Raw genomic sequence first — 23,841 nt, 5'->3', positions numbered from 1 at the left:
CTTTCGGTGGGGTCGGGTCTCAGGCCGTTGTCGGGCTCAGATATCGAGGATATTGCCCCGCAGGATCAGGGCCTTCGGACGGTAGATGGTCGACAGGTCCTCTCGCGGGTCGGCGTCGAGGACGATCAGGTCGGCGCTGTCCCCCGGATGGAGCGTGCCCGCGCCGAGCCAGCCTCGGGCGCGCCAACTGGCGGCGCCCAGCGCGAAGTCGTTGCCGCCCACCTCTGCCAGTTCTTCGATCTCAGAGCGGATCTGGCCGTGCGGCACGACGGTGCCCGCGTCGGTGCCGGCGTAGACCTGCACGCCCGCATCGATGGCCTTGCCGACGGTCTGCTTGCGTCGCGCGTACAGGTCGGTCATGTGCGCGAAGTAGGTCGGGTACTTGTCCTTGGCGGGCGCCGCGTACATCGGGAACCGGGCCAGGTTGATCATGGTCGGCACCAGCGCGGTGCCGCGCTCGGCCATCTCGGCGATCACGTCGTCGCTCATCCCGGTGCCGTGCTCGATGCAGTCGATGCCTGCCGCGACGAGTTCGGCGACCGACTGCTCGCCGAAGCAGTGGGCGGTGACGCGCGCGCCCTCCTCGTGGGCGGCCGCGATCGCCAGACTGGCGACGTCGGCGGGCCACAGGGGCGAGAGATCGCCGACGGACCGGTCGATCCAGTCCCCCACCAGCTTGACCCAGCCGTCGCCGGAGCGGGCCTCGTGGCGCACCTGCTCGACCAGGTCCTCCGGCTCGACCTCCGCGCCGAGGCCGCGCAGGTACCGCTTCGGGCGCGCGATGTGCCGACCGGCGCGCAGCAGGCGGGGCAGGTCGTCCTCGCCCTGGATCCACCTCGTGTCGGACGGGGAGCCCGCGTCGCGGACGAGCATGGTGCCCGCGGCGAGGTCGTCGAGCGCCTGCCTGCGGGCGGTCTCGGGGCTGACGGCGCCGTCAGGCCCCAGACCGAGGTGACAGTGCGCGTCGACAAGGCCAGGGATGAGGTAGCCCTCCAGCGTGGTCGCGTCGGCGACCGGTTCGTCGGCCAGGACGCCGTCGCGGACCCACAGTTCGCCCGGTTCGCCGTCTGGAAGAAGGATGCCGCGCAGGTGCAGTGAGCTCATGGCCTCAGCCTAGTCACCGATTCCGGCTCGACCCCTGCCGGGTCGACCGGTGGGAGGGGCTAGAACTTGGGCTTGTTCTCGTTGAACATCTTCGCGAGCTCCGGGGGAAGCTCGAAGTCGTCCATCGACTGCGGAAGCTGCGGGGCCTTCGGCGCCTGCTGCACAGGCTGCGGCCGGTTCGGGCGCGACCCGGACTTGCGTCCCTTCTTGCCCTGCTGCTTCTTCGACCCCGCGCGTCGACCCCCGCCCATGCCAGGCATCCCGGGCATTCCCGGCATGCCGCCGCCTGCGAGCGACTCCATCATCTTGCGGGCCTCGACGAAGCGGTTGACCAACTTGTTGACGTCGGAGACCTGGACGCCCGCGCCCTTGGCGATGCGCGCCCGGCGCGACCCGTTGAGGATCGAGACGTCGTCGCGCTCCTTCGGGGTCATGGCGTTGATGATCGCCTCGATCCGGTCGATCTCCTTCTCGTCGATCTCGTTGATCGCCTGCTTGAACTGGCCTGCGCCGGGCAGCATGCCGAGGATCTTCGACATCGGGCCCATCTTGCGCAACTGCTGCATCTGGGAGAGGAAGTCCTGGAGGCCGAACTGATTCTTCCCCATCAGCTTCTCGGCCGCGGCGCGCGACTGTTCGGCGTCGAAGGTCTTCTCGGCCTGCTCGATGAGGGTGAGCATGTCGCCCATCCCGAGGATGCGCGAGGCCATCCGGTCGGGGTGGAACATGTCGAAGTCGGAGAGGCCCTCGCCGTTGGAGGCGAACATGATGGGCTTGCCCAGCACCCGCGCGATCGACAGCGCCGCACCGCCGCGGGCGTCGCCGTCGAGCTTGGTGAGCACCACGCCGTCCACGCCGACGCCCTCGTCGAACGCCTTTGCGGTGTTGACGGCGTCCTGGCCGATCATGGCGTCGACGACGAACAGGGTCTCGTCGGGCTCAACGGCCGCCTTGATGTTGGCGGCCTGCCGCATCAGTTCCTGATCGACGCCCAGCCGGCCCGCGGTGTCGACGATGACGACGTCGTACAGCTTCGCCTCGGCGTGCGCGATCGCGCGGCGCGCCACGTCGACGGGGTCGCCGACGCCGTTGCCCGGCTCGGGTGCGAAGACGTGCACCCCGGCGCGCTCGCCGACGATCTGCAACTGGTTGACGGCGTTGGGGCGCTGGAGGTCGGCCGCGACCAGCAGCGGCGCGTGCTTGTTGTCGCGCAGCCACTTGCCGAGCTTGCCCGCGAGCGTCGTCTTGCCAGCGCCCTGGAGGCCGGCGAGCATGATGACCGTCGGGGGGCGCTTCGCGAAGCGGATGGTGCGCGCCTCGCCGCCGAGGATGGAGACCAGTTCGTCGTTGACGATCTTGATGATCTGCTGCGAAGGGTTGAGTGCCTTCGACACCTCGGAGTCGAGGGCGCCGGCCTTCACCGAGGCGACGAACTCCTTCACGACGCCCAGGTTGACGTCCGCCTCGAGCAGCGCGATGCGGATCTCCCGCATGGTGGCGTCGATGTCGGCCTCGGTGAGGCGTCCCTTGGAGCGCAGCCCCTTGAAGACCGTCGAAAGCCGGTCCTGCAGCGTGTCGAACACTGGGTTTACCCTTCGCAGATGTGCGTGATCGAACCCAAGGATACTCAAAGGCCCCGCCGGTCACCGATCGCGACGTGTCGGCAGGGCGTGGAAGGCTAGGGGGCATGACTGACGCGTGGGACCAGGAACCGCCCCCGGACTTCGACGAACTCCCACCCGACCCGTGGGACGAGCCGCCAGCCGACCTCCAGTCGGCCGTCGCGGCGCCCCGCGCAAGCGTCCCGGTCCCCACCCGCGGTGCCGTCGACCGGGGCAACAAGGGCCTGCGCGAGGAGGCCCTCGAGATCCTGCGGGCGCTGACCGGCAACCCCGGTGCGGACTTCCATCCCGGGCAGTTCGAGGCCATCGAGGCCCTCGTGGCGCAGCACCGCAGGGCGCTCGTGGTGCAGCGCACCGGCTGGGGCAAGTCGGCCGTCTACTTCATCGCCGCGCTGCTGCAGCGCCGCGCGGGCGCCGGGCCTGCGCTGATCGTGTCGCCGCTGCTTGCGCTGATGCGCGACCAGGTCGCCGCGGCCGAGCGCGCCGGGGTCCGTGCCGCCGCGATCAACTCGGCCAATGTCACCGAATGGTCCGACATCGAGCGGATGCTCGACGACGACGCCCTCGACGTGCTGTTGGTCTCCCCCGAGCGCCTGGTCAACCCGCGGTTCCGAGCCGAGCAACTCCCCCGCCTGATCGGCACCGCGGGGCTGCTCGTCATCGACGAGGCGCACTGCATCAGCGACTGGGGCCACGACTTCCGGCCCGACTACCGACGCATCCGCACCCTGATCGCCGACCTGCCGGCCGACGTGCCGATCCTGGCGACCACCGCCACCGCCAACGAGCGCGTCGTGCACGACGTCGCCGAGCAGATGGCCGCGGGTGGGCACGAGGTGTTCACGCTGCGCGGGCCGCTCGGGCGCGAGTCACTGAGGCTCGGGGTGCTGGAACTCGGCACGTCGTGGCGTCGGCTCGCGTGGCTGTCGCAGCACCTGAACGACCTGCCCGGCAGCGGCATCGTCTACTGCCTGACGGTGTCCTCCGCCGAGGAGACGGCGGCGCTGCTGCGCAAGGCCGGCCACGCCGTCCTGGCCTACACCGGTCGCACGGACCAGGCCGAACGCCTGGCGGCGGAGGAGGCGCTCAAGAACAACGAGGTCAAGGCCCTGGTGGCGACCTCGGCGCTCGGGATGGGCTTCGACAAGCCAGACCTCGGCTTCGTCGTCCACCTCGGATCGCCCAACTCGCCCGTCGCCTACTACCAGCAGGTCGGCCGCGCGGGCCGCGCCACCGACAGCGCGGACGTGCTGCTGCTGCCGGGCCTGGAGGACCGCGACATCTGGCACTACTTCGCGACGAACGCGATGCCGACCCAGGCACGCGCCGACGCGGTGCTCGAGGCGCTGCGATCCTCGGATCGCCCGCTGTCGGCCGCGGCCCTGGAGGCGCGCGTCGACCTGCGGCGCGGCCAGTTGGAACTGCTGCTGAAGGTCCTGGCGGTCGACGGGGCCGTCGAGAACGGGCAGGGCGGCTGGACCTCGACGGGCCAGCCGTGGGCCTACGACCGGGACCGCTACGAGCGGATCGCGGAGGCGCGCGTCGCCGAGCAGCGCTCGATGCTGGAGTACCAGGGCGACATCGACTGCCGGATGGCGTTCCTGACCCGCTCGCTCGACGACCCCGCAAGCGCGCCGTGCGGTCGGTGCGACCGGTGCGCTGGCCAGTGGTACCCGAGCGACGTGTCCCTGGACATGGAGCAGGGCGCGCAGGCCACGCTCGACCGCGTCGGCGTCGAGGTGCAGGTCCGCGCGATGTGGCCGCAGGGCCTCGACCGGGTCGGCGTCACGGTCGCTGGCAAGCCCGTCAAGGGCAAACTGCCCGCGGAGGAGCAGGTCTCAGAGGGCCGCGCCGTGGCCAGGCTGACCGACCTCGGCTACGGGAACTCGCTGCGCGAACTGTTCGCGCCGGACCGGGACGGTCGACCGGTCGACCGGGACCTCCCGCCTGCGCTCGCCGCCGCGGTGCTGCGGGTGCTGAAGGAGTGGGACTGGGACGAGCGGCCCGTGGCGGTCGCCTGGGTCCCGAGCGCGGATCGCCCAGGGCTGGTGGAGTCGCTCGGCGCCGGGATCGCCCGGGCTGGGCGCCTCGAGCCGCTCGGCCCGCTTGCGCTGCGCGAGGGGGCGATGGACGCGGCCGCCAACAGCGCGTTCCGGGTCAGGGACCTGTGGTCGCGGTTCAGCGTTCCTCCCGCGATGGCGGAGCGGCTCGCCACGCTGAGCGGCCCGGTGCTGCTGGTCGACGACCTGATCGACTCGCGCTGGACCATGACGGTGGCGGGTCGACTGCTCCGGTTGGCGGGCGCAGACGCCGTCCTGCCGCTCGCGCTGGCGACGGTCGCCTAGCCCGGCGCGGCAGCCGGCGGGCGGCTACTCGCCGAGGATGCCCTGGACGAAGCCCTCGGGGTCGAACGGGGCCAGGTCGTCGACACCCTCGCCGAGGCCGACGAGCTTGACGGGGACGCCGAGCTCGCGCTGGACCTGGACCACGATGCCGCCCTTGGCGGAGCCGTCGAGCTTGGTCAGCACGATGCCGGTGACGTCGACGACCTCCGCGAAGATCCGCGCCTGCGTCATGCCGTTCTGGCCGGTGGTCGCGTCGAGGACGAGCAGCACCTCCGTGACGGGGGCCTTCTTCTCGATGACGCGCTTGACCTTGCCGAGCTCGTCCATCAGGCCGGTCTTGGTGTGCAGCCGCCCAGCGGTGTCGACGATCACGACGTCGGCGCCGCTCTCGACGCCCTTGGCGACGGCGTCGAAGGCGACGGAGGCGGGGTCTGCGCCGTCCACGTCGGAGCGGACGGTCTCGACGCCGACGCGCTCACCCCAGGTCGCCAACTGCTCGGCGGCTGCGGCGCGGAAGGTATCTGCGGCGCCGAGTACGACCGACTTGTCGTCAGCGACCAGGACGCGCGCCAGCTTGCCGACCGTGGTGGTCTTGCCGGTGCCGTTGACGCCGACGACCAGCACGACGGCCGGGTCGCCCTCCTTGGCGGGGGTGAGGTTCAGCGAGCGGTCGAGGCTCGGGTCGACCAGCTTCAGGAGTTCCTCGGTGAGGACCTCCTTGGCCTCGGCCGGGTCGGCGACCCCATCGACGGCGAGCCGCTTGCGCAGCGCGTCGGTCAGCTCGGTGGCGGGGCCGACGCCGAGGTCGGAGGTGATCAGCGTGGTCTCGAAGTCGTCCCAGACGTCGGCGTCGATCTTGTCGACCGAGAGCAGGTCCGCGAGCGCGCGGGCCAGGGCGTTGTTGCTGGAGGACAGCCGGCGACGCAGCCGCGCCCAGCGGCTGAGCGGGGCCTCGGGGCGGTCCAGTTCGGGGGCGACGGGCTCCTCGACGGCGACCGTCTCGGCCTCGACGACGGGCTCGGCGGGCCGCTCGATGGTCTCGACCCCGACGCCCGCACCCTCGGGGTCGTCGAACTCCGACAGAGGGGGCGCGACGACGACGTCCTCGTCGCCGGTGGCCGCCTCCAGTTCGCCCTTCTCGGCCTGTTCGAGCTCACGCTGCTTGCGTCCGTCGAGGTAGACGACGGCGCCTCCGATGAGGATGGCGAGGCCGACGATCGCGATTACTGTCCAGAAAATCCACACGCCGGTCATCCTACCGAGGGGAGGCCGACAGCCCTGCATCGGCGCATCCGATCCGCCGAGGCGCTACCTTGCTTACCAAAGGAGGTTGTCAGATGCGCATTGACCGAGCGGTAGGGGCGCTCATCGCGGCGTGGGTGGTGACGTTGACGGGCTGCCAGTCGCCGGGACCGGTGCCCACGAGGCCCGATCCACCACCCGCGACCAGCCCCTCCCCGACCGAGCGCCCGACCCCGACGCCCCCGGCCCCGACGCCCACGCGACCCATCACGCCGCCGCAGGGGATGGCGTGGGTGCAGATCAACAAGATGGCGGTGGGCCAGATCTCCGCGGACCGCTCCGTCGCCTATACCGGGTCGCAGGACGGCGTCGCGACGTTCGCCGTCATCGAGACGGGCGAGCACATCTTGCTTCGCGCGGACGAGTCCGTCAGCGTCGACGGCGTCACCGTCACGCTGATCTCAGCGGGCGACTCCGCGACGCTCCAGATTCCGAAGATAGAGCAGCCCGCGCCCCGCGCCACGACGTGGCAACAGGTCACGTTGAAGGCGGGCGACAGCATCGAACTCGACGACGGTTCGTCGCTGACGCTGCTGAGCCTCGCGGACCGCACCGTGGAGGTCACCTACCGCGACCCTGCGGGCGACGAGCGGACGGTGCAGGTGGGTGCCCACGGCACAGAGGTCGGCGCGGCGAAGTTGACGCTGCTGAAGCTCAACCCGAGCCCGGCGACCGGTGCGACGGCCACAGAGGCGAGCCTGGAGTATGCGTACCCGGAGTAGCTCAGCGGCGGTTGTCGAGGCGCTGCAGGAACTGGGGCACCTCTCCCCTGCCGTTGAGGCGCTGGTCCGCCGCTAGCGCGATCTGTTCGACGCGCTGGTGCTTGACCCGGACGTGCCCGGACGAGACGCCGACGACCAGGAAGACCGCGGCCGCGGCCACGAGGATGAGCAGGAGCGTGATCGACACGGCGAACATCATGGGAGAACCTCACAAACGCTGGGGAAGCGTCACCCATTGTGCCAGCGATCCTCGGTATCCCCACTATCCGGCGCGGCGCGTCACCCTTCCGCGAGACGCTGCGACACGACCGTCGAGATGCCGTCGCCGCGCATCGTGACGCCGTAGAGCGAGTCGGCGATCTCCATCGTCCGCTTCTGGTGCGTGATGATGAGCAACTGGGAGTTGGCGCGCAGTTCCTCGTAGATGCCGAGCAGGCGGCCGAGGTTCGCGTCGTCGAGGGCCGCCTCCACTTCGTCGAGGATGTAGAAGGGGCTGGGCCGGGCGATGAACAGCGACACGAGGAAGGCGACGGCGACAAGCGACCGCTCGCCGCCAGAGAGCAGCGAGAGTCGCTTGACCTGCTTGCCCGCGGGGCGGGCCTCGACGTCGACGCCGGTGGTGAGCCAGTCGCCGGGTTCGGTCAGGATCAGCCTGCCCTCGCCACCGGGGAACAGCCGCGCGAAGACGGAGCGGAAGCTCTTCTCGACGTCGAGGTAGGCGGCCTCGAAGACCTCCTGGACGCGCTTGTCGACCTCGGCGACGATGTCGATCAGGTCGGTGCGGGTCTGGCGCAGGTCCTCCAACTGTTCGGCGAGGAACTGGTGTCGCGCCGTCATGGCGTCGAATTCCTCGAGCGCGAGCGGGTTGACCCGTCCGAGGATGGCGAGGTTGCGTTCGGCGGCGCGGAGCCGGGAGGTCTGCTTGTCGCGGTCGTAGGCGACGGGCTCTGGCTGCTCGTCCTCGTCGGTGAGGGCGGTGCCGTCTGGGCGGGTCAGCACCGGGACGCGCTGGTCCGGCCCGTACTCGGCGACGAGTTGCTCAGGCTCGAGGCCGAGTTCGCTGAGCGAGCGGTCGACGAGTTGCTCGATCCGCATCCGGTGCTCGATCCGCACCATCTCGTCCTTGTGGGCGCCGCGGACGATCTCGTCGAGCCGGGTAGCGGCGGCCTTCGACGCGTGCCGTGCCTGAGTGGTGCCGGACTCGGCCTCGCGGCGGGCCTGCTCGGCGGCGTCGCGCTGCGCGGCGGCGCGCTGCCTGGTGCCCTCGACGCGGTCGGCGAGGACCAGCGCGGCCTCGTGCACGACGCGGGCGACCTGCGCCTCCCTGCGCAACTGCTCGGCGCGCTGCTGCGCCTTCGCCCGGGACTGCCTCTCGTGCTGGGCGGCCCGCTGCAACGAGTCGGCCCGACCCGCGATGGCCTTGGCCTGTTCCTCGACGCTGCGCAGCGCGAGGCGAGCGTCCATCTCGGCCTGCCGGGCGCGGCGGGCCTCGGCGGCGAGGGCGTCGCGCTCGGTCGGGTCGGGTTCCGCCAGGTCGTCCTCGGCGGAGGCCGCCTCCAGGCGTCCGGTGAGTTCGGCGAGGGACTCCTCGTCGCGGACCCGCGCGGCCCGTGCCGTCTCGATGGCCTCCGCGAGCCGCTCCGCCTCCCGGGTGGCGGTCGCCTGCCCCTGCCGGTGGGAGTTGAGTTGGTCGGCGACGGCGGCCAGTTGGGCGTCGGAGGCGTGCAACTGGGCGAGCGCGTCCTGCTCGGCGGCGCGGGCGTCCTCCAGCAGGGCCGCGACGGAGCCCGTCTCGAACCGCAGGGCCTCCGCGGTGCGCACTGCGGCCTCCAGCGCGTCCTGCGCCTCTGCGAGTTGGGCCTGGACCTCGAGCAGCGACGGCGCTGCCGCCGACCCGGACTCGACGAGCCAGGACGAGTAGAGGTCGCCCTCCGGCGTGACGGCGACCACATCGGGATGCTGGGCGACCACGGCGGCCGCCTCAGCCGGCCCATCGACGGCGACGACGCCGGCGAGCAGCCGGTCAAGCGCCCCGGCCAGGTGCTCGGGGCCGTGACGAGGTCGCGGACCGGGAATCCCGCCGGGCGGGCCTGCGGCCCGTGCGGTGCCCCGGCGACGACGAGCGGCGCGCGGCCCAGGTCGGAGTCGGCGAGGAAGCCCGCGGCCGCGAGGGCCCCGTCGAGGCCGTCGACGACGACCGCCTCTACCATGCCGCGCAGCGCGGCCGACACGACCCTCTCCCGGCCGGGTGCGACGGCGATCAGGTCGCCGAGGCGTCCGACGACGTCGTCCCGCCCGGCGCCGAGCAGGTCCGCGGTGCCGTCCTTGACCTCGCTGAGGAGCCGCAGGGCCTCGATCCTGGCCTCAAGCGCGGCGCGCCGCCTTCCGGTCTCCGTCTCTCGGGCCTTCAGGTCGGAGGCCTGTCGCTCGGCCTCGGCGACAGCGTCGGAGGCCTCCTCGAAGAGCCGGTCGAGGTCGGACTCGGAGGCGCCGAGCCCCGCAAGCGAGGACTCGGTGCCGTGGAACTGCCGTGCTGACTCCTCGGCGCGTGCCAGGGCCTCATCGCGGCGGGCCCCCAGCCGGGCGACCTCCTCGTCGGAGGCCTCCAGGCGTGACTTGATGGAGTTGACGCGCCCGGTCAGCTTGGCGAGCCCCTCGCGACGGTCGGCGATGGCACGCAGCGCCGCGGCGTAGGCCTGTTCGGCTGCCGCGTGCTGGTGCTCGGCGCCGTTACGCCTGAGCGTCGCGTCGGTGAGGGACCCGTTCGCCTCGTCCGCCGCCTTGCGGAGTGCCTGCTCGCGCGCCCTGACCTCTGCGGCCTCCGCCTCGAGGGCCTCCGGGTCGCGGCCCCGACGTCGAGCGACGGCTGGTTCTCCCCGGCCCGCATCCGCTCGGCCGAGATGGAGATGGTGGTGGTGACGCGCTCGCGCAACCCGGCCAGCGCATACCACTGCTCCTGTGCCCTGTCGTAGTCGGCCGCGGCCGCCTTGAGGCGCCGCTCGGCGGCCTCCTCCTCTGCCTGCGCGTCGGCGACCGCGCGCTCGGCGCGCGCCTTCGCCGCTGCCGCGGCGGCCTCGTCGGCCAGTTCCGCGTCCAGCTTTGCCTGCTCGGTGGCGAGGTCGTCCGCGAGCAGCCGGGCCTTGGCGTCGCGAAGCTCCGCCTGGATCACGGCGGCCTTCCTGGCGGCCTGCGCCTGGCGCCCGAGGGGTTTGAGTTGGCGCTGCAGTTCGGCGACCAGGTCCTGGAGTCGCTCCAGGTTGGCCTTCGTCGCGTCGAGCTTCCGCAGCGCCTTCTCCTTGCGCTTGCGGTGCTTCAGCACCCCTGCGGCCTCCTCGATGAAGCCTCGGCGCGATTCGGGGGTGGCCTGCAGGATCGCGTCGAGCTGTCCCTGCCCGACGATGACGTGCATCTCGCGCCCGATGCCGGAGTCGCTCAGCAGTTCCTGCACGTCGAGCAGCCGGGCGGAGGCGCCGTTGATGGCGTACTCGGAGCCGCCGCTTCGGAACATCGTCCGCGTGATCGTCACCTCGGTGTACTCGATCGGCAGCGCCCCGTCCGAGTTGTCGATGGTGAGTTCGACCTCGGCCCTGCCGAGCGGGGCGCGCTTGGTGGTGCCCGCGAAGATGACGTCTTCCATCTTGCCGCCGCGCAGCGTCTTGGCGCCCTGTTCGCCCATCACCCAACTGAGCGCGTCGACGACGTTCGACTTTCCGGATCCGTTAGGCCCAACGACGCAGGTGATGCCCGGTTCAAACAGCAGCGTCGTCGCTGACGCGAAGGATTTGAACCCACGGAGGGTGAGCTTCTTCAGGTACATGGCTTATTCGGCGGCCTCGACCTCGGGCGCCTCGTGGTGGGCCTGGTTGCCTGCGCGCACGGCCCGGAACGTCCACAGCTTGTTGACGATGAAGTTGATCGGCATGGTGATGATGATGGCGATCAGTTGCGACCAGTACTCCCGGGAGCGAAGGCCCGTCTCCTCGTGGAAGAACGGCTCCGGGAGGTAGACGGGGCTGGTCGGGTTGGTCATGGCCCACTTCAGGAACATGCCGACGAGCGCCGCGACGGAGCCGACCGCGAGGAAGGGCCAGAACTCCTTGAACCAGCCCGCGTGCTTGTGTGACTTGAACGTCCACCACCGGTTGAGCTGGAAGTTGTACAGGTTGGCGACCAGGAACGCGACGATCCACACCAGCATGCTGAAGCGGAAGTTGAACTGGGTGTTCCCGATGCCGAACAGCACGTCCTGCGCATTGGCGGAGCCGCCGTTGAGCTTGTTCATCACGACCGCGACGATCATGTTGACGATGACGCCGGAGCCGCCGACCAGGCCGAACTTGAACAGTTGGCGAATCGTGTTGCCGTACTTGGCTGTCAGGTCCTTGATCATCGATGTCCCTTCGGGGCCCGTTGGCACCTCGGGCAAAGGTATGAGCTGCGGTTCATGAAGCTGCGGCGCACGATGGGCGCCCCGCAGCGGCCGCAGGGTTGTCCCTCCCGACCATAGGCGTCGAGGCCGCGGGCGAAGTAGCCTGACTCACCGTTGACGTCGACATACAGCGAGTCGAACGACGTGCCGCCCTGCGCAAGCGCCTCGCCCATCACGTCACGGGCGGCGCGCAGCAGGGTCAGCGCCTTCCGGGGGCCGAGGTCTGCGGTGGGCTGTTCGAAGTGGACGCGGGCGCGCCACAGCGCCTCGTCAGCGTAGATGTTGCCGATGCCGCTGACCAGCGACTGGTCGAGGATCGAGCGCTTGACGGTGCTGCGCCGGGCCCGCAGCCGTCTGGCGACGTCCGACTCGTCGTAGCGCTCGTCGAAGGGGTCGAGGGCGATGTGCGGCACGGGGTCGACGGCGCCGCCGGTCACGATCTCGAGCCCTCCGAACATGCGTTGGTCGACGAAGCGCAGTTGCCTGCCGTCGTCGAGGTCGAACAGCAGCCGGGTGTTGCGCAGCAGGTCGTCGGCGGCGTCGCCGATCCGGAACTGCCCGCTCATCCCCAGGTGCACGATCAGCGCGTCGTCGCCGAGCACCAGCCACAGGTATTTGCCCTTGCGGCGCACCGCGTCGACGCGGCGCCCCGTCAGCTCGGCCGCGAAGGCGTCCGGCCCGACCTGGTGCGAGCGGACGGGCCGTGGGTGCAGCACGGTGACCGCGTCGATCACCCGGCCAGCGGCGTGTGTCTCGAGGCCGCGACGGACGACCTCGACCTCGGGAAGCTCAGGCACCTGCGAGCTCCCCGACGGCGAGGCGCGCGGCGATCTGCTCGGCGCGCTTCTTGCTCGGCGCGGTGCCCTCCCCATTGACTTGCCGTCGACGATGACGCTCGCGGTGAAGACCCGCTGATGGTCGGGGCCGGCGCCGCTGACGTCGTAGCGGGGCAGCCCCCAACCGCGGGACGCGCACATCTCCTGCAGCACGGTCTTGTGGTCTGCGTAGTCGCCCGTCGTCTCGGACGCCTCGATCAGCGGGTCGAAGGTGCGGTGCACGAAAAGCGCGGACGCGTCGGGGCCTGCCGACAGGTGGATGGCCCCGATGACGGCCTCCATGGTGTCGGCCAGGATCGAGGTCTTCTCGGTGCCGTGCGTGGCCAACTCGCCCTTGCCGAGCAGGATGTGCTGGGCTAGGTCGAGGGTCTTGGCGACCTCGGCGAGCGCGACCGAGCTGACCACGCTTGCCCGCAGCTTGGCCAGTTGGCCCTCGCTGAGGTCGGGGTAGGTGCGGTAGATGTGCTCGGTGACGACGATCTGCAGCACCGCGTCGCCCAGGAACTCGAGCCGTTCGTTCGACTGGATCCCGCCGTGCTCGTAGGCGTAGCTGCGGTGGGTAAAAGACAACTCGAAGAGCTGGGCGTCGACCTCGACGCCCAGCTCTTTCAGCCGGTTTTGGAGCCTACTCGCCCGCGTCATTTCGCGGGGTGCCAGCTTTGTGCTCAGGCCTCGAGGACCTGACGGCGCTCGCCGCGGGGGCCGTACTGGCCACAGCTCGGGCACGCGGTGTGCTGCAGGTGGGGCTCGCGGCACGCCGGGTTGGCGCAGACCACGGTGGGGACGACGGACGTCTTCCACTGCGCCCGACGCGAACGGGTGTTGCTGCGCGACATCTTCCGCTTCGGAACGGCCACGATCTTCTCCTTATGTCTTGCGACTCAAACTCAGTTTGGGGTGTCCCCGGTCAGTTCGGAGAGCTTCTCCCAGCGAGGGTCGATCAACTCTCCATGCCCATGGTCAGGGTCGAGATTGCGATTGACACCGCATTCGGGCACAGGCCCAGACAATCATCCCTGCACAGAGGCGTGAACGGCAACTCGAGCACCACGGCGTCGCGCAGGACATCCTCGAGGTCGATCGTCTCGTCGATGACGAGGCTCTCGTCCTCCTCTATTTCCCGTCCGGGATAGAAGAAGAGTTCCTGCACATCGAAGGTTTCTTCGTCCTCGATGCCGTCCAGGCAGCGGGCGCATTGGCCGTGCAGTTGCACGGTCGCGGTTCCCGAGACCAGGACGCCTTCGGAGACCGACTGGAGCATCAGGTCGAGCTCGATGTCGGAATCTTTCGGCACTCCGATCACTTCGATGCCAAGGTCGGCCGGCGCAGGTACCGTGGTGTCGATCCGCTTGCATGCCCCTGCGCGTCGACCGAGCTCGTGCACCTCGAAAACGAGGGGCGAGCGCCGATCGGGCTGGGAATGCACGGGTGACACGTCGGATCTCCTTCGTAGACCGTCCATGAATCTCGTCATGACCGACCGCCAACTCTACCGTGGCGCGACTGCCCGGCCAAATCCCCGGCGCCCGTTGAGCGGGCGCGCCGCTAGGGTACGGCCATGTCCGCCGAACCACGCGACTATCAGCGCCTCGACGCCCTCGCCGTGCAGGCGACGGTGGACCGGCTCACCCAGCGGATCAGGGCGAGGTTTCCCGACCGGAACCTGAGCGAGGTCTCGCAGTCGCTCTCCGGCGCCATCGACGAACTGCTCCTTCGCCCACGCGCACGCTGGTACGCCTCGCTGCGGGTCGCCTCGCGGGTCGCGGTCGTCGGCCTGATCGCCGTGCTGCTGATCGCCCTGGTGGTGCTGATCGGGCAGGCCGCAGACGACCAGCAGCCGGGCAGCGTCTGGCAGTGGGTGCAGATCGTCGAGTCGGTGATCAACGACATCGTGTTCGTCAGCATCGCGGTGTTCTTCCTGTGGCAACTGCCGCTGCGCTGGGAGCGCGCGCACGACCTGGCAGCGCTGCACAAGCTCAGGTCGCTCGCGCACGTCATCGACATGCACCAACTGACAAAGGACCCCGACCGGCTGCGCTCCGACTTCCGGCCGACCAGCCAGAGCGTCGACATCCACATGACGGCGGGCGAGTTGAGCAACTACCTGGACTACTGCTCCGAGATGCTGTCGCTGGTGGGCAAGACCGCCGCGCTGTTCGCCGAGCACTCGCAGGACAACACGGTGCTGCAGACCGTCGACAGCATCGAGGACCTCACCAGCGGCATGGGTCGCGAGATCTGGCAGAAGATCGCGCTCCTGCCCGGTCGTCATCCGCGCGAGATCGACGCGCCGAGCGAGGCGACCGGCTACGGGGCCTGATCTCCCGGTTCCAGCGTCACGCGCGTCGCGGTGATCGCCTCGGGGACGTCGAAGGGAAGCAGACGTGCGAGGATCTCGGCCACCTTGTCCATCAACAGCCGTGCCTCCGGCCCACTGGTCGACCTTGCCTTCGCGACGAGCTTCACGGCGACGTCGGCCTCTTGGCGGCCAGACTCGTCGTAGAAGTCGAGGCCCAGCGTCTCCGCCGCACGCCTCGCCGCGGTGAACGCGTCCTCGACGGCGCCGGCCAGGTTGTGCGCCTCCCGGTCGGACAGATACCTGGACTCGTCACCCCAGGCCGCGAGCTTCTCGAACATCAGGGCGGACTCGGCCGTCGCGCCGTCGAAGAGCGAGGGGTGCTCGATGACCCAGACCAGGTCGGTGCGTAGCTCGCCGAGGCGCTCCTTGACGGCCTCGATCCGCGCCGCCGAGGCTTCCTTGGCTGGGAAGCGGGACACGGCGGGCAGCGGGAGCGCCGCGGGGATGGCGGGCGCCTCCGCCCATGTCTCCCGTCGGTCGTCCTCGATGCCGTAGCGGTCGAGGCCCCCCTTCCGTGCCCTGGTGCCCATCGCGACCGCCACCAGCACGAGCCCCATCAGGATCGGGATGATCAAGTCCACAGCGAGTCGCCTACCGACGCGGGAACCGGGCCGCGAGCACGGTCTGGACGTTGGCTGGCACGTAGCGGCTGACGTCGCCGCCGAGCCGCACGACCTGTCGGATGATGGTCGAGCTCAGCGTGACATGTTCGCGGGCCGCGGGCAGCAGCACTGTCTCGATGCCGCCCATCTCCTGGTTCATGTGTGCCATCTGCAGTTCGAAGTCGAAGTCGGCGCCGAACCTGAGCCCCTTGACGACGGCCGGGATCCCCCGGTCGTTGCAGAAGTCCACCAGCAGGCCGTCCATCGCCTCGACGGTGATGCCGTCCAGGTCGGAGGTGGCGCCCTTGACGAGGTCGACACGCTCGTCGAAGTCGAAAAGGTAGCTCTTGGTGGAGTTGTTTCCGATGGCGACGACCACCTCCCCGAACAGGGCGTGGGCGCGCCTGATGATGTCGAGGTGTCCGACGGTGATCGGGTCGAACGACCCGGGGCACAGAACCTTCAACGTTGCTCCTCCGCAGGTGGTTCAGGCGAGAGTACCGCGCCGCGGAGTCGCGGAGCGCTCAGGCGGGCGGAGCGCCGGGGGCACTGCCCCGCGGCAGCGCCGCCTGGGGATCGAAGGGCAGCAGGCGGGTGAGGATCTCGGCGACCTTGTCCATCAGCGCGGCGGCCTCCGGACCGGTGGTCGAGCGGGCCTTGCTGACCAACTTCAGGGCGATCTCGGCCTCGCCGCGGTCGGCCTCGGCGTAGAAGCCGAGCCCGAGGCGCTCAGCGGCCCGCCTCGCGCCGGTGAAGGCGTCCTCGATCTGGCCCGCATACAGGTCGGCCTCGCGGTCCGAGAGATGTTCGAACTCGTCGTCCCAGCGGGCGATGGCCTCGAACATCGCGCTGGAGGCCGGGGTCGCACCGTCGAACAGCGAGGGATGCTCGATCACCCACACCAGGTCGGTGCGCAGCGCGCCGAGCCGGGCCTTGACCTCGTGCACGCGGCGCAGCGATGCCTGTCTCGCCGGGAAGCGCGGTGGAAGCGGCCTTGGCTGGGCGCGGTATCTGGCGTCGTCGACGGTCCACTCGTGGGGAAGGTCGCCGACCGGGCCCTTCGGATCGCGCTGGGTGAACAACTCGCGCGGTCGGTCGCGCGAGCGGAAGAAGCGCTGGTCGGCGCGGACCTGGGCTGCGCCCGCCACCAGCCCGCCGACGAGCGTCAGCAGGCACAGCAGCGCAAGGAGGCCGGTCACGACCGCTTCCGGACGCCGCGCGAGATCAGCCAGTGGGGCATCGACCCTCCTTGTCAGCCAGCGTTGAGTTTACCGTCTGGGCCGTGTGCGAGGATCGGGCCATGTCCAGCCTCCACGAGTCCGCGGTCAGCGCCCTTGCGATCAACGTCGCGATCCCGGAGGAGTTGCGTTGGCGCGACTCGCGCCGCGGCGAGGAGTTCGAGTTGCAGTCGTTGACGGTGCGGATGCTGCCCGACGGAACGCTCGCGGCGAAGGCGTACGGGCGCCCGGTGGCGGGCGGACGAGGGGGCTACGTCTCCTTCGTCGTCCCCGACCGCAAGGAGTTGCGCGACCTGATCGACAGGGCAGCGGACGAGGCGGGCCGCCGCTGGAGCGCACACCGGGGCCTTGGCACCTGAGCACCCGCCCACGGTAGGACCCTGGTACCGGTCGCCAGGCCGGACGGCACCTGGGAACCGTTGTCGGAGCACCCACCTCTTCGTAGCGTCGATGACGAACGAAAGGTGTGAATTCATGATCCGAGCACACGCTCTCACAAAGCGCTACGGCGACCGCCTCGCCGTCGACGGCGTGGACTTCACCGTCCAGCCGGGAAAGGTCACCGGCTTCCTCGGCCCCAACGGGGCGGGCAAGTCCACGACCATGCGGATGATCGTCGGCCTCGACCGGCCCGACTCGGGAACCGCGGAGGTCAACGGGAGGCGCTACCGCGACCTCGACGCCCCGCTTCGCGAGGTCGGGGTGCTCCTCGACGGGCGCGCCGCTGCCAAGGGCCGCACCGCGTACAAGCACCTGCGCGGCATCGCCGCGACGCACGGCATCCCCGCCTCCCGCGTCGACGAGGTGATCGCCCTGGCGGGCCTCGAGTCGGCTGCTGGCAGGCGCGTCGGAGGCTTCTCGCTCGGCATGGGTCAGCGCCTCGGCATCGCGGCTGCCATGCTCGGCGACCCGAGCACCGTCATCCTCGACGAGCCGGTCAACGGCCTCGATCCCGACGGGATCATGTGGATGCGCTCGCTGCTGCGAAGGCTCGCCGCCGAGGGCCGCACCGTGCTGCTCTCCTCGCACCTGATGGGCGAGATGACCCAGACGGCCGACCACCTGATCGTCATCGGCCAGGGAAGCATCCTTGCCGACGGCCCGCTCCGCGAGGTCATCGACGGCGTCACGCACGAGAGCGTCCGCGTCCGCACCAGGGACGTCGAGCGTCTGACCTCGGCCGTCGCGGGCCCTGGCGTCACGATCACCACCGGCGCCGACGGCACCGTCGACATCGCGGGCATGGGCGCCGAGCAGGTCGCGGAGTCCGCGGCCGCCGCTGGGGTCGTGCTGTACGAGGTCTCCACCATCACCGGCTCCCTCGAGGACGCCTACCTGGCGCTGACCAGTGGCGCCGTCGATTACCGTTCGCAGACCCTCGAGATGGGAGCACCCCGATGACCACCATGACCGCACCTGCCCGAGCCACCAGCGTCGCGCGGGAGCCGCGCTTCGCGCACCTGCTGCGCTCCGAATGGATCAAGTTCTCCAGCCTGCCCTCGCTCTACCTCACGCTGATCGCGATCGCGGTCGTCGGGTTCGGCGGCTCGATGTTCCTGGCGATCGGTCTCAAGTCGTCGGTTCCCCCGTCGACGTTCAACATCCAGACCACGATGGGCGAGGTCACGATGCCGACGGTGCTGATCGGCCAGATCATGGCGGGCGTCATCGGGGTGCTGTGCATCGGCTCCGAGTACTCCTCGGGAACCATCGCAGCCACCCTGCTCGCCGCCCCGACCCGGCTCAGGGCGCTGCTGGCGAAGGCGGTGCTGCTGTTTGTGGTGCTGACCGCCACCGGCCTGGTGACCGTGACGCTCGCCTGGGCCGCGAGTTATCCGTTCTACGCCGAGTTCGGCCTGCAGGCGGCCTTCGGGCCGCAGGTGTTCTCGTCGCTGTTCGGCGCGGCCGGCTACCTGGGCCTGTGCGGCGTGTTCGGCCTCGGCCTCGGGGCGCTGCTTCGCTCCACCACCGCGGGCGCCTGCGTCGTGTTCTTCGCGACCATGCTCGGCCCGATCCTGTCGACCTACCTCCCCTACGGCGTCGTCTCCCGGGTCGTGCGACTGCTCCTGATCGGCAACGCAGGCGACGCGATGGCCCGGGTCCCGCTGCCCGATGCCCCCTTCCTCTCGCTGTGGGACGGCCACATCAACCCGGCCGCCGGGTGGCTCCTTGCCGCCTTCACCGCGTCGCTCGCGCTCGCCTGTGGGGCGGTGGCTCTGCTACGAAGGGACGCATGAGCCAGGACAGTGGGAACCAGGTGACGGCGGTCGCGCGAGGGCGGCGCGGCTCGCCGTCGGACCTGGTGCTCGCCGCCACCTACCTGCTGCTGTCGGCGGGCATGATCTTCCTGTCGGTCGAGTCGAGCATCGTGACGCCCCTGTGGCCGATGCTGCTGCTGACCGCGGGCGGGGTCGCGACCCTGGCCGTCCGGCACCAGTTCCCGCTGGCCGCCTTCGTGGCGTCGCTCGTGCTTGCGCTGGCGTCGTTCGCGTTCGGCAGCGGCGCAGAGGCCATCCTGGCCGTGGCGCTGCTGTACCGGGCGGGTCTGATCCTGCGCGCCGGGACCGCTTGGCTGTGGCTCGCGGCCGCAACCCTCGTCGACGCCATCGGCGCGGCGCTGCTCGTGAACCGGTTGCACAACGGGCCGCCGCTGCTCGGTCTCTCCCCGAGGGTCGGCGTGCCCGACCTGGCAACGGAGTGGCTGAACTTCTTCCTGCTGCTCGCGGCGGCTGCCCTGATCGCGACACTGCTCGGCGTCAACGTCGGGCACCGACGGCGCCACGTCGCCGCGCTCGTCGACCGGGCCGAGCAACTGCGCCTCGAGCGCGACCAGCGGGCGAGCATCGCCGTCGCCGAGGAGCGGGAGCGGATCGCCCGCGAGATGCACGACGTGATCGCCCACAGCCTGTCGGTGATGATCGCGCTGGCTGACGGCGCGGAGGCCGCTGCGGTGCGCAAACCCGAGGAGTCCCGCGCGGCGATCGGTCGGGTGGCGGAGACGGGTAGGCGAACACTCGGCGAGGTGCGAAGGCTGCTTGGGCGCGTCCGGGGCGACGAGGGGCCTGGCGAGGTGCCGCAGCCTGGGGTCGCACAGGTGCCTGGCCTGATCGACGAGTTCCGTGACGCGGGGCTGCCGGTCAGCCTCGAACTCTCGGGCAGCCTGCCCGATGACCCGGCGCTCGGCCTCACGATCTACCGGATCGTCCAGGAGTCGCTGACCAATGCGCTGCGCCATGCGCGGGGCGTGCGGGAGGTCCTCGTGCGGCTCAGCCTGGGCGACACCGTCGAGATCCTCGTCGAGGACGCGTCGGAGGCGGCCGCCACCTCCACAGACCCGGGCCGCGGGCTGCTCGGGATCCGGGAGCGGGCAGCGCTCTACGATGGCGAGGTGCAGTCCGGCCCCCGCGACGGGGGCGGTTGGCGGGTGCATGTGCACCTGCCGGTGAGGAGCGGCGAGAAGTGAGCGACCGGATCAGGGTTCTCCTGGTCGACGATCAGGAGTTGGTGCGCTACGGGTTCCGGCTCGTCCTGGAGGCCCAGGACGACATCGTGGTGGTCGGCGAGGCGTCCGACGGCGCGGAGGCGATCCGGATGGTTGACCTGCTCGGCCCCGACGTGGTGCTGATGGACGTGCGGATGCCCGGCGTCGGCGGCATCGAGGCGACCCGAACCCTGCACGCCACCCACCCGGACACCAGGGTGCTTGTACTGACCACCTACGACCGGGACGAGTTCGCCTTCGGCGCGCTGCAGGCGGGCGCGGCGGGCTTCCTGCTGAAGAACACCCGACCAGACGAACTGGTCGCCGCGGTGCGCACCGTCAACTCCGGCGACGCCGTCGTCTCGCCCCGCGTGACGTCGAAGCTGATCGAGGTCGCCGTCCCGCACCTCGGCGCCGGCTCCACCGCGGCCGATCCCGACGCCGCGCTCGGCGCGCTGTCGGAGCGGGAGCGGGAGGTATTCGTGCTGATCGGTCGGGGGTTGACGAACGCGGAGATCGCGCAGGAACTGTTCCTCAGCGAGTCGACGGTCAAGGCGCACGTCGGTCGGGTGCTCGCGAAGTTGGGGGTCGCGACCCGGGTGCAGGCCGTGATCCGCGCCTACGAACTGGGCATCGTCGGGTAAGGCACCGCGTCAGTCGAGCGACCCGTAGTAGAGCGTCGTCTCGCCGTAGTTCTTCTCCCAGGTGTCAGTGAACACCGCTGGCCATTCGGGGGCCCTGTCCCGGGCGGAGCGCTCCACCACCACGAGCCCCCGCGGCGCCAGGGCGGCGTCAGCCAGCGAGGCGAGCAGGGCTTCGACCGTCTCGGTCGGCACGCCGTAGGGAGGGTCGAGGAAGACCAGGTCGAACGCCCTGCCTGCACCCGCCGCGACCGCCTCGGCCTTCGCCGCGCGCACGTCGACGCGGAGCCCGAGGTCGCGCCCGTTGGCCTCGATCAGCCTGGCCGTCGGGCGGTCGGCCTCGACGAGGATCACGGGCCCCGCTCCCCTGCTTGCGGCCTCGAGCCCGACCGCGCCAGAGCCCGCGTACAGGTCGAGGACGGCCACGCCCGCGAGTTGGGCCGCTGGCTCGGCGTCGGTGGTGTCGAACCAACTCACCAGGGCCGAGAAGAGCGCCTCGCGGGTCCGGTCGGTGGTGGGGCGCGTGTTGGCGCCCTTGGGGTGGCGAGCCTTCGCCCCTTGGCGCTGCCCGCGATGATCCGGCTCACGACTTCTCCATCCACTCGCCCGCCGCGAGTTCCTCCGCCTTGGTCATCAGGTCGGCAAGGAGCGGGTCGGTGGCCGCGCGCTCGTCGTCGAGCACCTCCTCGGCCAGAACCTTCGCCTGCCGGATCACGTCGGCGTCGGTGAGCGCGCGCAACAGTTTGAGGGAGCCGCGGCCGGACTGGTTGGCGCCGAGCACGTCGCCTTCGCGGCGCAGGGTCAGGTCGAGTTCGGCAAGTTCGAAGCCGTCGTCGGTGGCGGCCATCGCGCCGAGCCGGGTCTCGGCGTCGAGGTTCTCGGAGACGGGGGCGAGCAGCAGGCAGAGGCCCGCGTGCTCGCCGCGGCCGATCCGGCCACGCAACTGGTGCAACTGGCTGAGCCCGAACCGGTCGGCGTCCATGACGACCATCACCGACGCGTTGGGGACGTCGACGCCGACCTCGATGACGGTGGTGGCGACGAGGACATCGACGGTGCCTGCGGCGAACGCTGCCATGGTGTCGTCACGCTCCGTCACGTTCTGCTTGCCGTGCACCACGCCGATCTTGAGGCCCTTGAGCGGGCCTGCCGCGAGTTGCGGTGCGAGGTCCTCGACGGCGGCCAACTGCCGCTCGCCGTCGGCCTCGATGCCCGCCTCGACCTGCGAGCCCGTGATCGCGGGGCACACGACGAACGCCTGGCGCCCGTCGGCGACCTCCTCGCGGATCCGCTCCCACCCCCGGTCGACCCAGGTGGGGTGCTTCATGGTGTTGACGAACACCGTCTGGACGGGTTGCCTGCCCGCTGGGCGTTCGCGCAGTTCGCTGACCTCGAGGTCGCCGAAGACCGTCATGGCGATCGAGCGGGGAATGGGAGTGGCGGTCATGACGAGCGTGTGGGGCTTGTTCTCGGCCTTGGCCGACAGCGCGGCGCGCTGCTCGACGCCGAAGCGGTGCTGCTCGTCGACGACCACGAGTCCGAGGTCGAAGAAGGTGACGGGGTCGCTGAGCAGCGCGTGGGTGCCGATCACGATGCCTGCGTCGCCCGTGACGATGTCGTTGAGGGCCTCCCGCTTGGCGGCGGTGGTGCGGCTTCCCGTGAGCAGCACGACGCCGGTGGCATCGGGGTGGGCGCCCAGTTGGCGGCCCTCCCCGAGGTCGCCGAGCATCCTGGTGATCGAGTGGTAGTGCTGCTTCGCGAGCACCTCCGTCGGGGCCAGGAGCACGGCCTGGCCGCCCGCGTCGACCACGTCGAGCATGGCCCGCAGCGCCACGATGGTCTTGCCGGAGCCGACCTCGCCCTGCAGCAACCGGTTCATGGGCGATGACGCGGCGAGTTCGTCGAAGATCAGGTCGCCGACGTCGCGCTGGCCCTGCGTCAGGGTGAACGGGAGTCGCTCGTCGAACGCGTCGAGGATGCCGCCCGCCCTGCGCGGCCTCGGCGTGGCCTTCTGGCCTGCCAGTTCGCGTCGCCTGGTCGCCATGGCCAACTGGATGCCGAAGGCCTCGTCGAAGCGGAGCCTGTCGACGCCGACCTTGGCCTGCTCGATGGAGGTGGGTTCGTGGACGGCGGTCAGGGCGTGTTCGAAGGGCAGCACCCCTGCCCGCTCGACGATCCACTCGGGAAGCGTGTCTCCGTGCAGCGACGGCAGCACCATCTCGATGGAGTCGGCGATCACCCAGGTCGGCAGCTTCGACGACGCCGGGTACAGGCCGACGAGGGTGGCGCGCTGTACCTGGCGTTCCATCGCCTCGCGCGCTGGCGAGTTCTTGCCGCCGGTGACGCGGGCGCCGTCGAGGATCACGTAGTCGGGATGCGTGAGTTGCAGTTGCCCGTTGAACGCGCCGACCTTCCCGACGAAGATGCCGCGCGACCCGGGCGCCAACTGCTTTGCCCAGTACTCGAGCAGGTGGTTGCGCTTGGAGAAGAAGGACAGCGAGAGGTAGTCGGAGCCGTCGGTGAGGCTCGCCTGCACGCGCCCCGTGCCGCGGCTGTGCTTGATCTCGGAGCGGACGACCTTGGCGATCACGGCGACGTCCTCGCCGACCTGCAGTTGGTCGAAGGAGGTCATCTCGGTGCCCGCGATGTAGCGGCGCGGCACGTGCCGCACGAGATCGTCGACGGTGCCGATGCCGAGCTTTGCGAACTCCCCCGCCGTCTTTCCTCCGACGACGTCGACGAGGCGGCGCGCCAGTTCGCGGTAGATGGGGGTGCGCCAGTTCGCCATGGGGCAACCCTAGCGACCCCCACCGACGCAAAGAAAAGATCGGCGGCCCGCAGAAGCGGACCGCCGATCTGTTACAGACTTGCTCGGGTTCAGCGAGCGACCTTGCCAGCCTTGAGGCAGGAGGTGCACACGTTGACGCGCTGCGGGACACCGTTGACGGTGGCGCGGACGCGCTGAATGTTCGGGTTCCAGCGACGGTTGGTCTTCTTCTTCGACCACGGCACGTTGTGACCGAACCCAGGTCCCTTGGCGCAAACGTCACACTTGGCAGCCACTGGAATCTCCTTGTAGTTCGTGCCCAGGCTGAAGCCCAGGTTTGGTTCGAGGGGCGCCCTCGGAAGAAGGCAACCGCACAATATTAACCCGCAGGTC

At 70.3% G+C, this 23,841-nt stretch carries 22 protein-coding genes and 4 pseudogenes; 8 read left to right on the top strand and 18 right to left on the bottom strand.

What is annotated here, in order from left to right; translation table 11 throughout:
- Positions 1-36: 36 nt before the first annotated feature.
- Together BW730_RS02650 and ffh are read right to left on the bottom strand one after the other, a co-directional pair.
- Entirely contained in the window at positions 37-1,104 is a 1,068-nt protein-coding gene (locus tag BW730_RS02650; protein WP_077684899.1) for an amidohydrolase family protein, read from the bottom strand.
- 59 nt (positions 1,105-1,163) lie between these two features.
- Positions 1,164-2,687 carry a signal recognition particle protein gene (gene ffh / locus BW730_RS02645; protein ID WP_077684898.1) on the bottom strand — a complete coding sequence of 508 codons (1,524 nt, stop codon included), beginning with the start codon at positions 2,685-2,687 and terminating at the stop codon, positions 1,164-1,166.
- Between the two features lie 104 nt (positions 2,688-2,791).
- Between ffh and BW730_RS02640 the strand changes: the two genes are divergently transcribed.
- Positions 2,792-5,071 carry a RecQ family ATP-dependent DNA helicase gene (locus tag BW730_RS02640; RefSeq protein WP_077684897.1) on the top strand — a complete coding sequence of 760 codons (2,280 nt, stop codon included), beginning with the start codon at positions 2,792-2,794 and terminating at the stop codon, positions 5,069-5,071.
- Between the two features lie 24 nt (positions 5,072-5,095).
- Here BW730_RS02640 and ftsY read toward each other — a convergent pair whose 3' ends face one another.
- Positions 5,096-6,325: a signal recognition particle-docking protein FtsY gene (gene ftsY / locus BW730_RS02635; protein ID WP_077684896.1), complete on the bottom strand. Its 1,230-nt coding sequence runs from the start codon at positions 6,323-6,325 to the stop codon at positions 5,096-5,098.
- Between the two features lie 83 nt (positions 6,326-6,408).
- On the opposite strand from ftsY, the gene BW730_RS02630 reads away from it, so the two are divergent.
- Entirely contained in the window at positions 6,409-7,095 is a 687-nt protein-coding gene (locus BW730_RS02630) for a hypothetical protein (RefSeq protein WP_145952691.1), read from the top strand.
- Between the two features lies 1 nt (position 7,096).
- Here BW730_RS02630 and BW730_RS02625 read toward each other — a convergent pair whose 3' ends face one another.
- The 9 genes and pseudogenes from BW730_RS02625 to BW730_RS02600 all read right to left on the bottom strand — a co-directional run bounded on the left by BW730_RS02625 (position 7,097) and on the right by BW730_RS02600 (position 13,795).
- Positions 7,097-7,294: a hypothetical protein gene (locus BW730_RS02625; RefSeq protein WP_077684894.1), complete on the bottom strand. Its 198-nt coding sequence runs from the start codon at positions 7,292-7,294 to the stop codon at positions 7,097-7,099.
- Between the two features lie 80 nt (positions 7,295-7,374).
- Positions 7,375-9,066 carry a coiled-coil domain-containing protein gene (locus BW730_RS19005; protein ID WP_226997008.1) on the bottom strand — a complete coding sequence of 564 codons (1,692 nt, stop codon included), beginning with the start codon at positions 9,064-9,066 and terminating at the stop codon, positions 7,375-7,377.
- A 155-nt stretch (positions 9,067-9,221) separates the two neighbouring features.
- A pseudogene (locus BW730_RS19685) lies at positions 9,222-9,326 on the bottom strand (hypothetical protein); the annotation flags it as partial.
- 407 nt (positions 9,327-9,733) lie between these two features.
- Entirely contained in the window at positions 9,734-10,912 is a 1,179-nt protein-coding gene (locus BW730_RS18995; protein ID WP_226997007.1) for a chromosome segregation SMC family protein, read from the bottom strand.
- Positions 10,913-10,915: 3 nt separating this feature from the next.
- Positions 10,916-11,485, bottom strand: coding sequence for a GtrA family protein (locus tag BW730_RS02615; RefSeq protein ID WP_077684893.1), 570 nt, complete (start codon positions 11,483-11,485; stop codon positions 10,916-10,918).
- Positions 11,482-12,321: a bifunctional DNA-formamidopyrimidine glycosylase/DNA-(apurinic or apyrimidinic site) lyase gene (gene mutM, locus BW730_RS18990; RefSeq protein ID WP_226997183.1), complete on the bottom strand. Its 840-nt coding sequence runs from the start codon at positions 12,319-12,321 to the stop codon at positions 11,482-11,484. The genes BW730_RS02615 and mutM overlap by 4 nt, the downstream gene beginning before the upstream one ends.
- Before the next feature lie 120 nt (positions 12,322-12,441).
- A pseudogene (gene rnc, locus BW730_RS18985) lies at positions 12,442-13,002 on the bottom strand (ribonuclease III); the annotation flags it as partial.
- Between the two features lie 23 nt (positions 13,003-13,025).
- Positions 13,026-13,217 carry a 50S ribosomal protein L32 gene (rpmF, locus tag BW730_RS02605; protein WP_077684891.1) on the bottom strand — a complete coding sequence of 64 codons (192 nt, stop codon included), beginning with the start codon at positions 13,215-13,217 and terminating at the stop codon, positions 13,026-13,028.
- 30 nt (positions 13,218-13,247) lie between these two features.
- Positions 13,248-13,795, bottom strand: a pseudogene (locus BW730_RS02600) (YceD family protein).
- A 123-nt stretch (positions 13,796-13,918) separates the two neighbouring features.
- Here BW730_RS02600 and BW730_RS02595 point away from each other — a divergent pair.
- Positions 13,919-14,680, top strand: a complete 762-nt coding sequence (locus BW730_RS02595) for a hypothetical protein (protein WP_077684890.1) — start codon at positions 13,919-13,921, stop codon at positions 14,678-14,680.
- Here BW730_RS02595 and BW730_RS02590 read toward each other — a convergent pair.
- The 3 genes from BW730_RS02590 to BW730_RS02580 are packed head-to-tail and all read right to left on the bottom strand — an operon-like array spanning position 14,668 to position 16,520.
- Complete coding sequence (locus BW730_RS02590; RefSeq protein ID WP_077684889.1) at positions 14,668-15,300, bottom strand: hypothetical protein; 633 nt, start codon at positions 15,298-15,300, stop codon at positions 14,668-14,670. The genes BW730_RS02595 and BW730_RS02590 overlap by 13 nt on opposite strands.
- Before the next feature lie 10 nt (positions 15,301-15,310).
- Positions 15,311-15,787, bottom strand: a complete 477-nt coding sequence (gene coaD, locus BW730_RS02585) for a pantetheine-phosphate adenylyltransferase (RefSeq protein ID WP_077684888.1) — start codon at positions 15,785-15,787, stop codon at positions 15,311-15,313.
- Between the two features lie 58 nt (positions 15,788-15,845).
- Complete coding sequence (locus BW730_RS02580; RefSeq protein WP_077684887.1) at positions 15,846-16,520, bottom strand: hypothetical protein; 675 nt, start codon at positions 16,518-16,520, stop codon at positions 15,846-15,848.
- A 101-nt stretch (positions 16,521-16,621) separates the two neighbouring features.
- On the opposite strand from BW730_RS02580, the gene BW730_RS02575 reads away from it, so the two are divergent.
- From BW730_RS02575 to BW730_RS02555, 5 genes are all read left to right on the top strand, one after another.
- A complete protein-coding gene (locus tag BW730_RS02575; RefSeq protein WP_077684886.1) occupies positions 16,622-16,918 on the top strand; it encodes a hypothetical protein in 297 nt (98 codons plus the stop codon).
- A gap of 115 nt (positions 16,919-17,033) precedes the next feature.
- Positions 17,034-17,960, top strand: a complete 927-nt coding sequence (locus BW730_RS02570; RefSeq protein ID WP_077684885.1) for an ATP-binding cassette domain-containing protein — start codon at positions 17,034-17,036, stop codon at positions 17,958-17,960.
- A complete protein-coding gene (locus BW730_RS02565) occupies positions 17,957-18,796 on the top strand; it encodes an ABC transporter permease (RefSeq protein WP_077684884.1) in 840 nt (279 codons plus the stop codon). The genes BW730_RS02570 and BW730_RS02565 overlap by 4 nt, the downstream gene beginning before the upstream one ends.
- On the top strand, positions 18,793-20,022 hold the full coding sequence (locus BW730_RS02560) for a sensor histidine kinase (RefSeq protein WP_077684883.1): 1,230 nt from the start codon (positions 18,793-18,795) through the stop codon (positions 20,020-20,022). Before BW730_RS02565 ends, BW730_RS02560 begins: the two co-directional genes overlap by 4 nt.
- Complete coding sequence (locus tag BW730_RS02555) at positions 20,019-20,684, top strand: response regulator (protein ID WP_077684882.1); 666 nt, start codon at positions 20,019-20,021, stop codon at positions 20,682-20,684. The genes BW730_RS02560 and BW730_RS02555 overlap by 4 nt, the downstream gene beginning before the upstream one ends.
- A 9-nt stretch (positions 20,685-20,693) precedes the next feature.
- Here BW730_RS02555 and BW730_RS02550 read toward each other — a convergent pair.
- The 3 genes and pseudogenes from BW730_RS02550 to rpmB all read right to left on the bottom strand — a co-directional run.
- A pseudogene (locus BW730_RS02550) lies at positions 20,694-21,191 on the bottom strand (RsmD family RNA methyltransferase); the annotation flags it as partial.
- 73 nt (positions 21,192-21,264) lie between these two features.
- Positions 21,265-23,469, bottom strand: coding sequence for an ATP-dependent DNA helicase RecG (locus tag BW730_RS02545; protein ID WP_077684881.1), 2,205 nt, complete (start codon positions 23,467-23,469; stop codon positions 21,265-21,267).
- An 89-nt stretch (positions 23,470-23,558) separates the two neighbouring features.
- Complete coding sequence (gene rpmB / locus BW730_RS02540; RefSeq protein WP_077684880.1) at positions 23,559-23,744, bottom strand: 50S ribosomal protein L28; 186 nt, start codon at positions 23,742-23,744, stop codon at positions 23,559-23,561.
- Between the last annotated feature and the right edge of the window lie 97 nt (positions 23,745-23,841).

This window comes from Tessaracoccus aquimaris, assembly GCF_001997345.1.
In the GTDB taxonomy this organism is placed as follows: domain Bacteria; phylum Actinomycetota; class Actinomycetes; order Propionibacteriales; family Propionibacteriaceae; genus Arachnia; species Arachnia aquimaris.
Note: the sequence above shows the minus strand (reverse complement) of the source record. Positions and strands in the feature narration are given on the sequence as shown.

Coding starts and splice junctions, on each gene's coding strand:
- BW730_RS02650 (WP_077684899.1), bottom strand. CDS start 1,104: ATGAGCTCACTGCACCTGCGCGGCATCCTTCTTCCAGACGGCGAACCG.
- BW730_RS02640 (WP_077684897.1), top strand. CDS start 2,792: ATGACTGACGCGTGGGACCAGGAACCGCCCCCGGACTTCGACGAACTC.
- ftsY (WP_077684896.1), bottom strand. CDS start 6,325: ATGACCGGCGTGTGGATTTTCTGGACAGTAATCGCGATCGTCGGCCTC.
- BW730_RS02630 (WP_145952691.1), top strand. CDS start 6,409: ATGCGCATTGACCGAGCGGTAGGGGCGCTCATCGCGGCGTGGGTGGTG.
- BW730_RS02625 (WP_077684894.1), bottom strand. CDS start 7,294: ATGATGTTCGCCGTGTCGATCACGCTCCTGCTCATCCTCGTGGCCGCG.
- BW730_RS18995 (WP_226997007.1), bottom strand. CDS start 10,912: ATGTACCTGAAGAAGCTCACCCTCCGTGGGTTCAAATCCTTCGCGTCA.
- BW730_RS02615 (WP_077684893.1), bottom strand. CDS start 11,485: ATGATCAAGGACCTGACAGCCAAGTACGGCAACACGATTCGCCAACTG.
- BW730_RS02595 (WP_077684890.1), top strand. CDS start 13,919: ATGTCCGCCGAACCACGCGACTATCAGCGCCTCGACGCCCTCGCCGTG.
- BW730_RS02575 (WP_077684886.1), top strand. CDS start 16,622: ATGTCCAGCCTCCACGAGTCCGCGGTCAGCGCCCTTGCGATCAACGTC.
- BW730_RS02570 (WP_077684885.1), top strand. CDS start 17,034: ATGATCCGAGCACACGCTCTCACAAAGCGCTACGGCGACCGCCTCGCC.
- BW730_RS02565 (WP_077684884.1), top strand. CDS start 17,957: ATGACCACCATGACCGCACCTGCCCGAGCCACCAGCGTCGCGCGGGAG.
- BW730_RS02560 (WP_077684883.1), top strand. CDS start 18,793: ATGAGCCAGGACAGTGGGAACCAGGTGACGGCGGTCGCGCGAGGGCGG.
- BW730_RS02545 (WP_077684881.1), bottom strand. CDS start 23,469: ATGGCGAACTGGCGCACCCCCATCTACCGCGAACTGGCGCGCCGCCTC.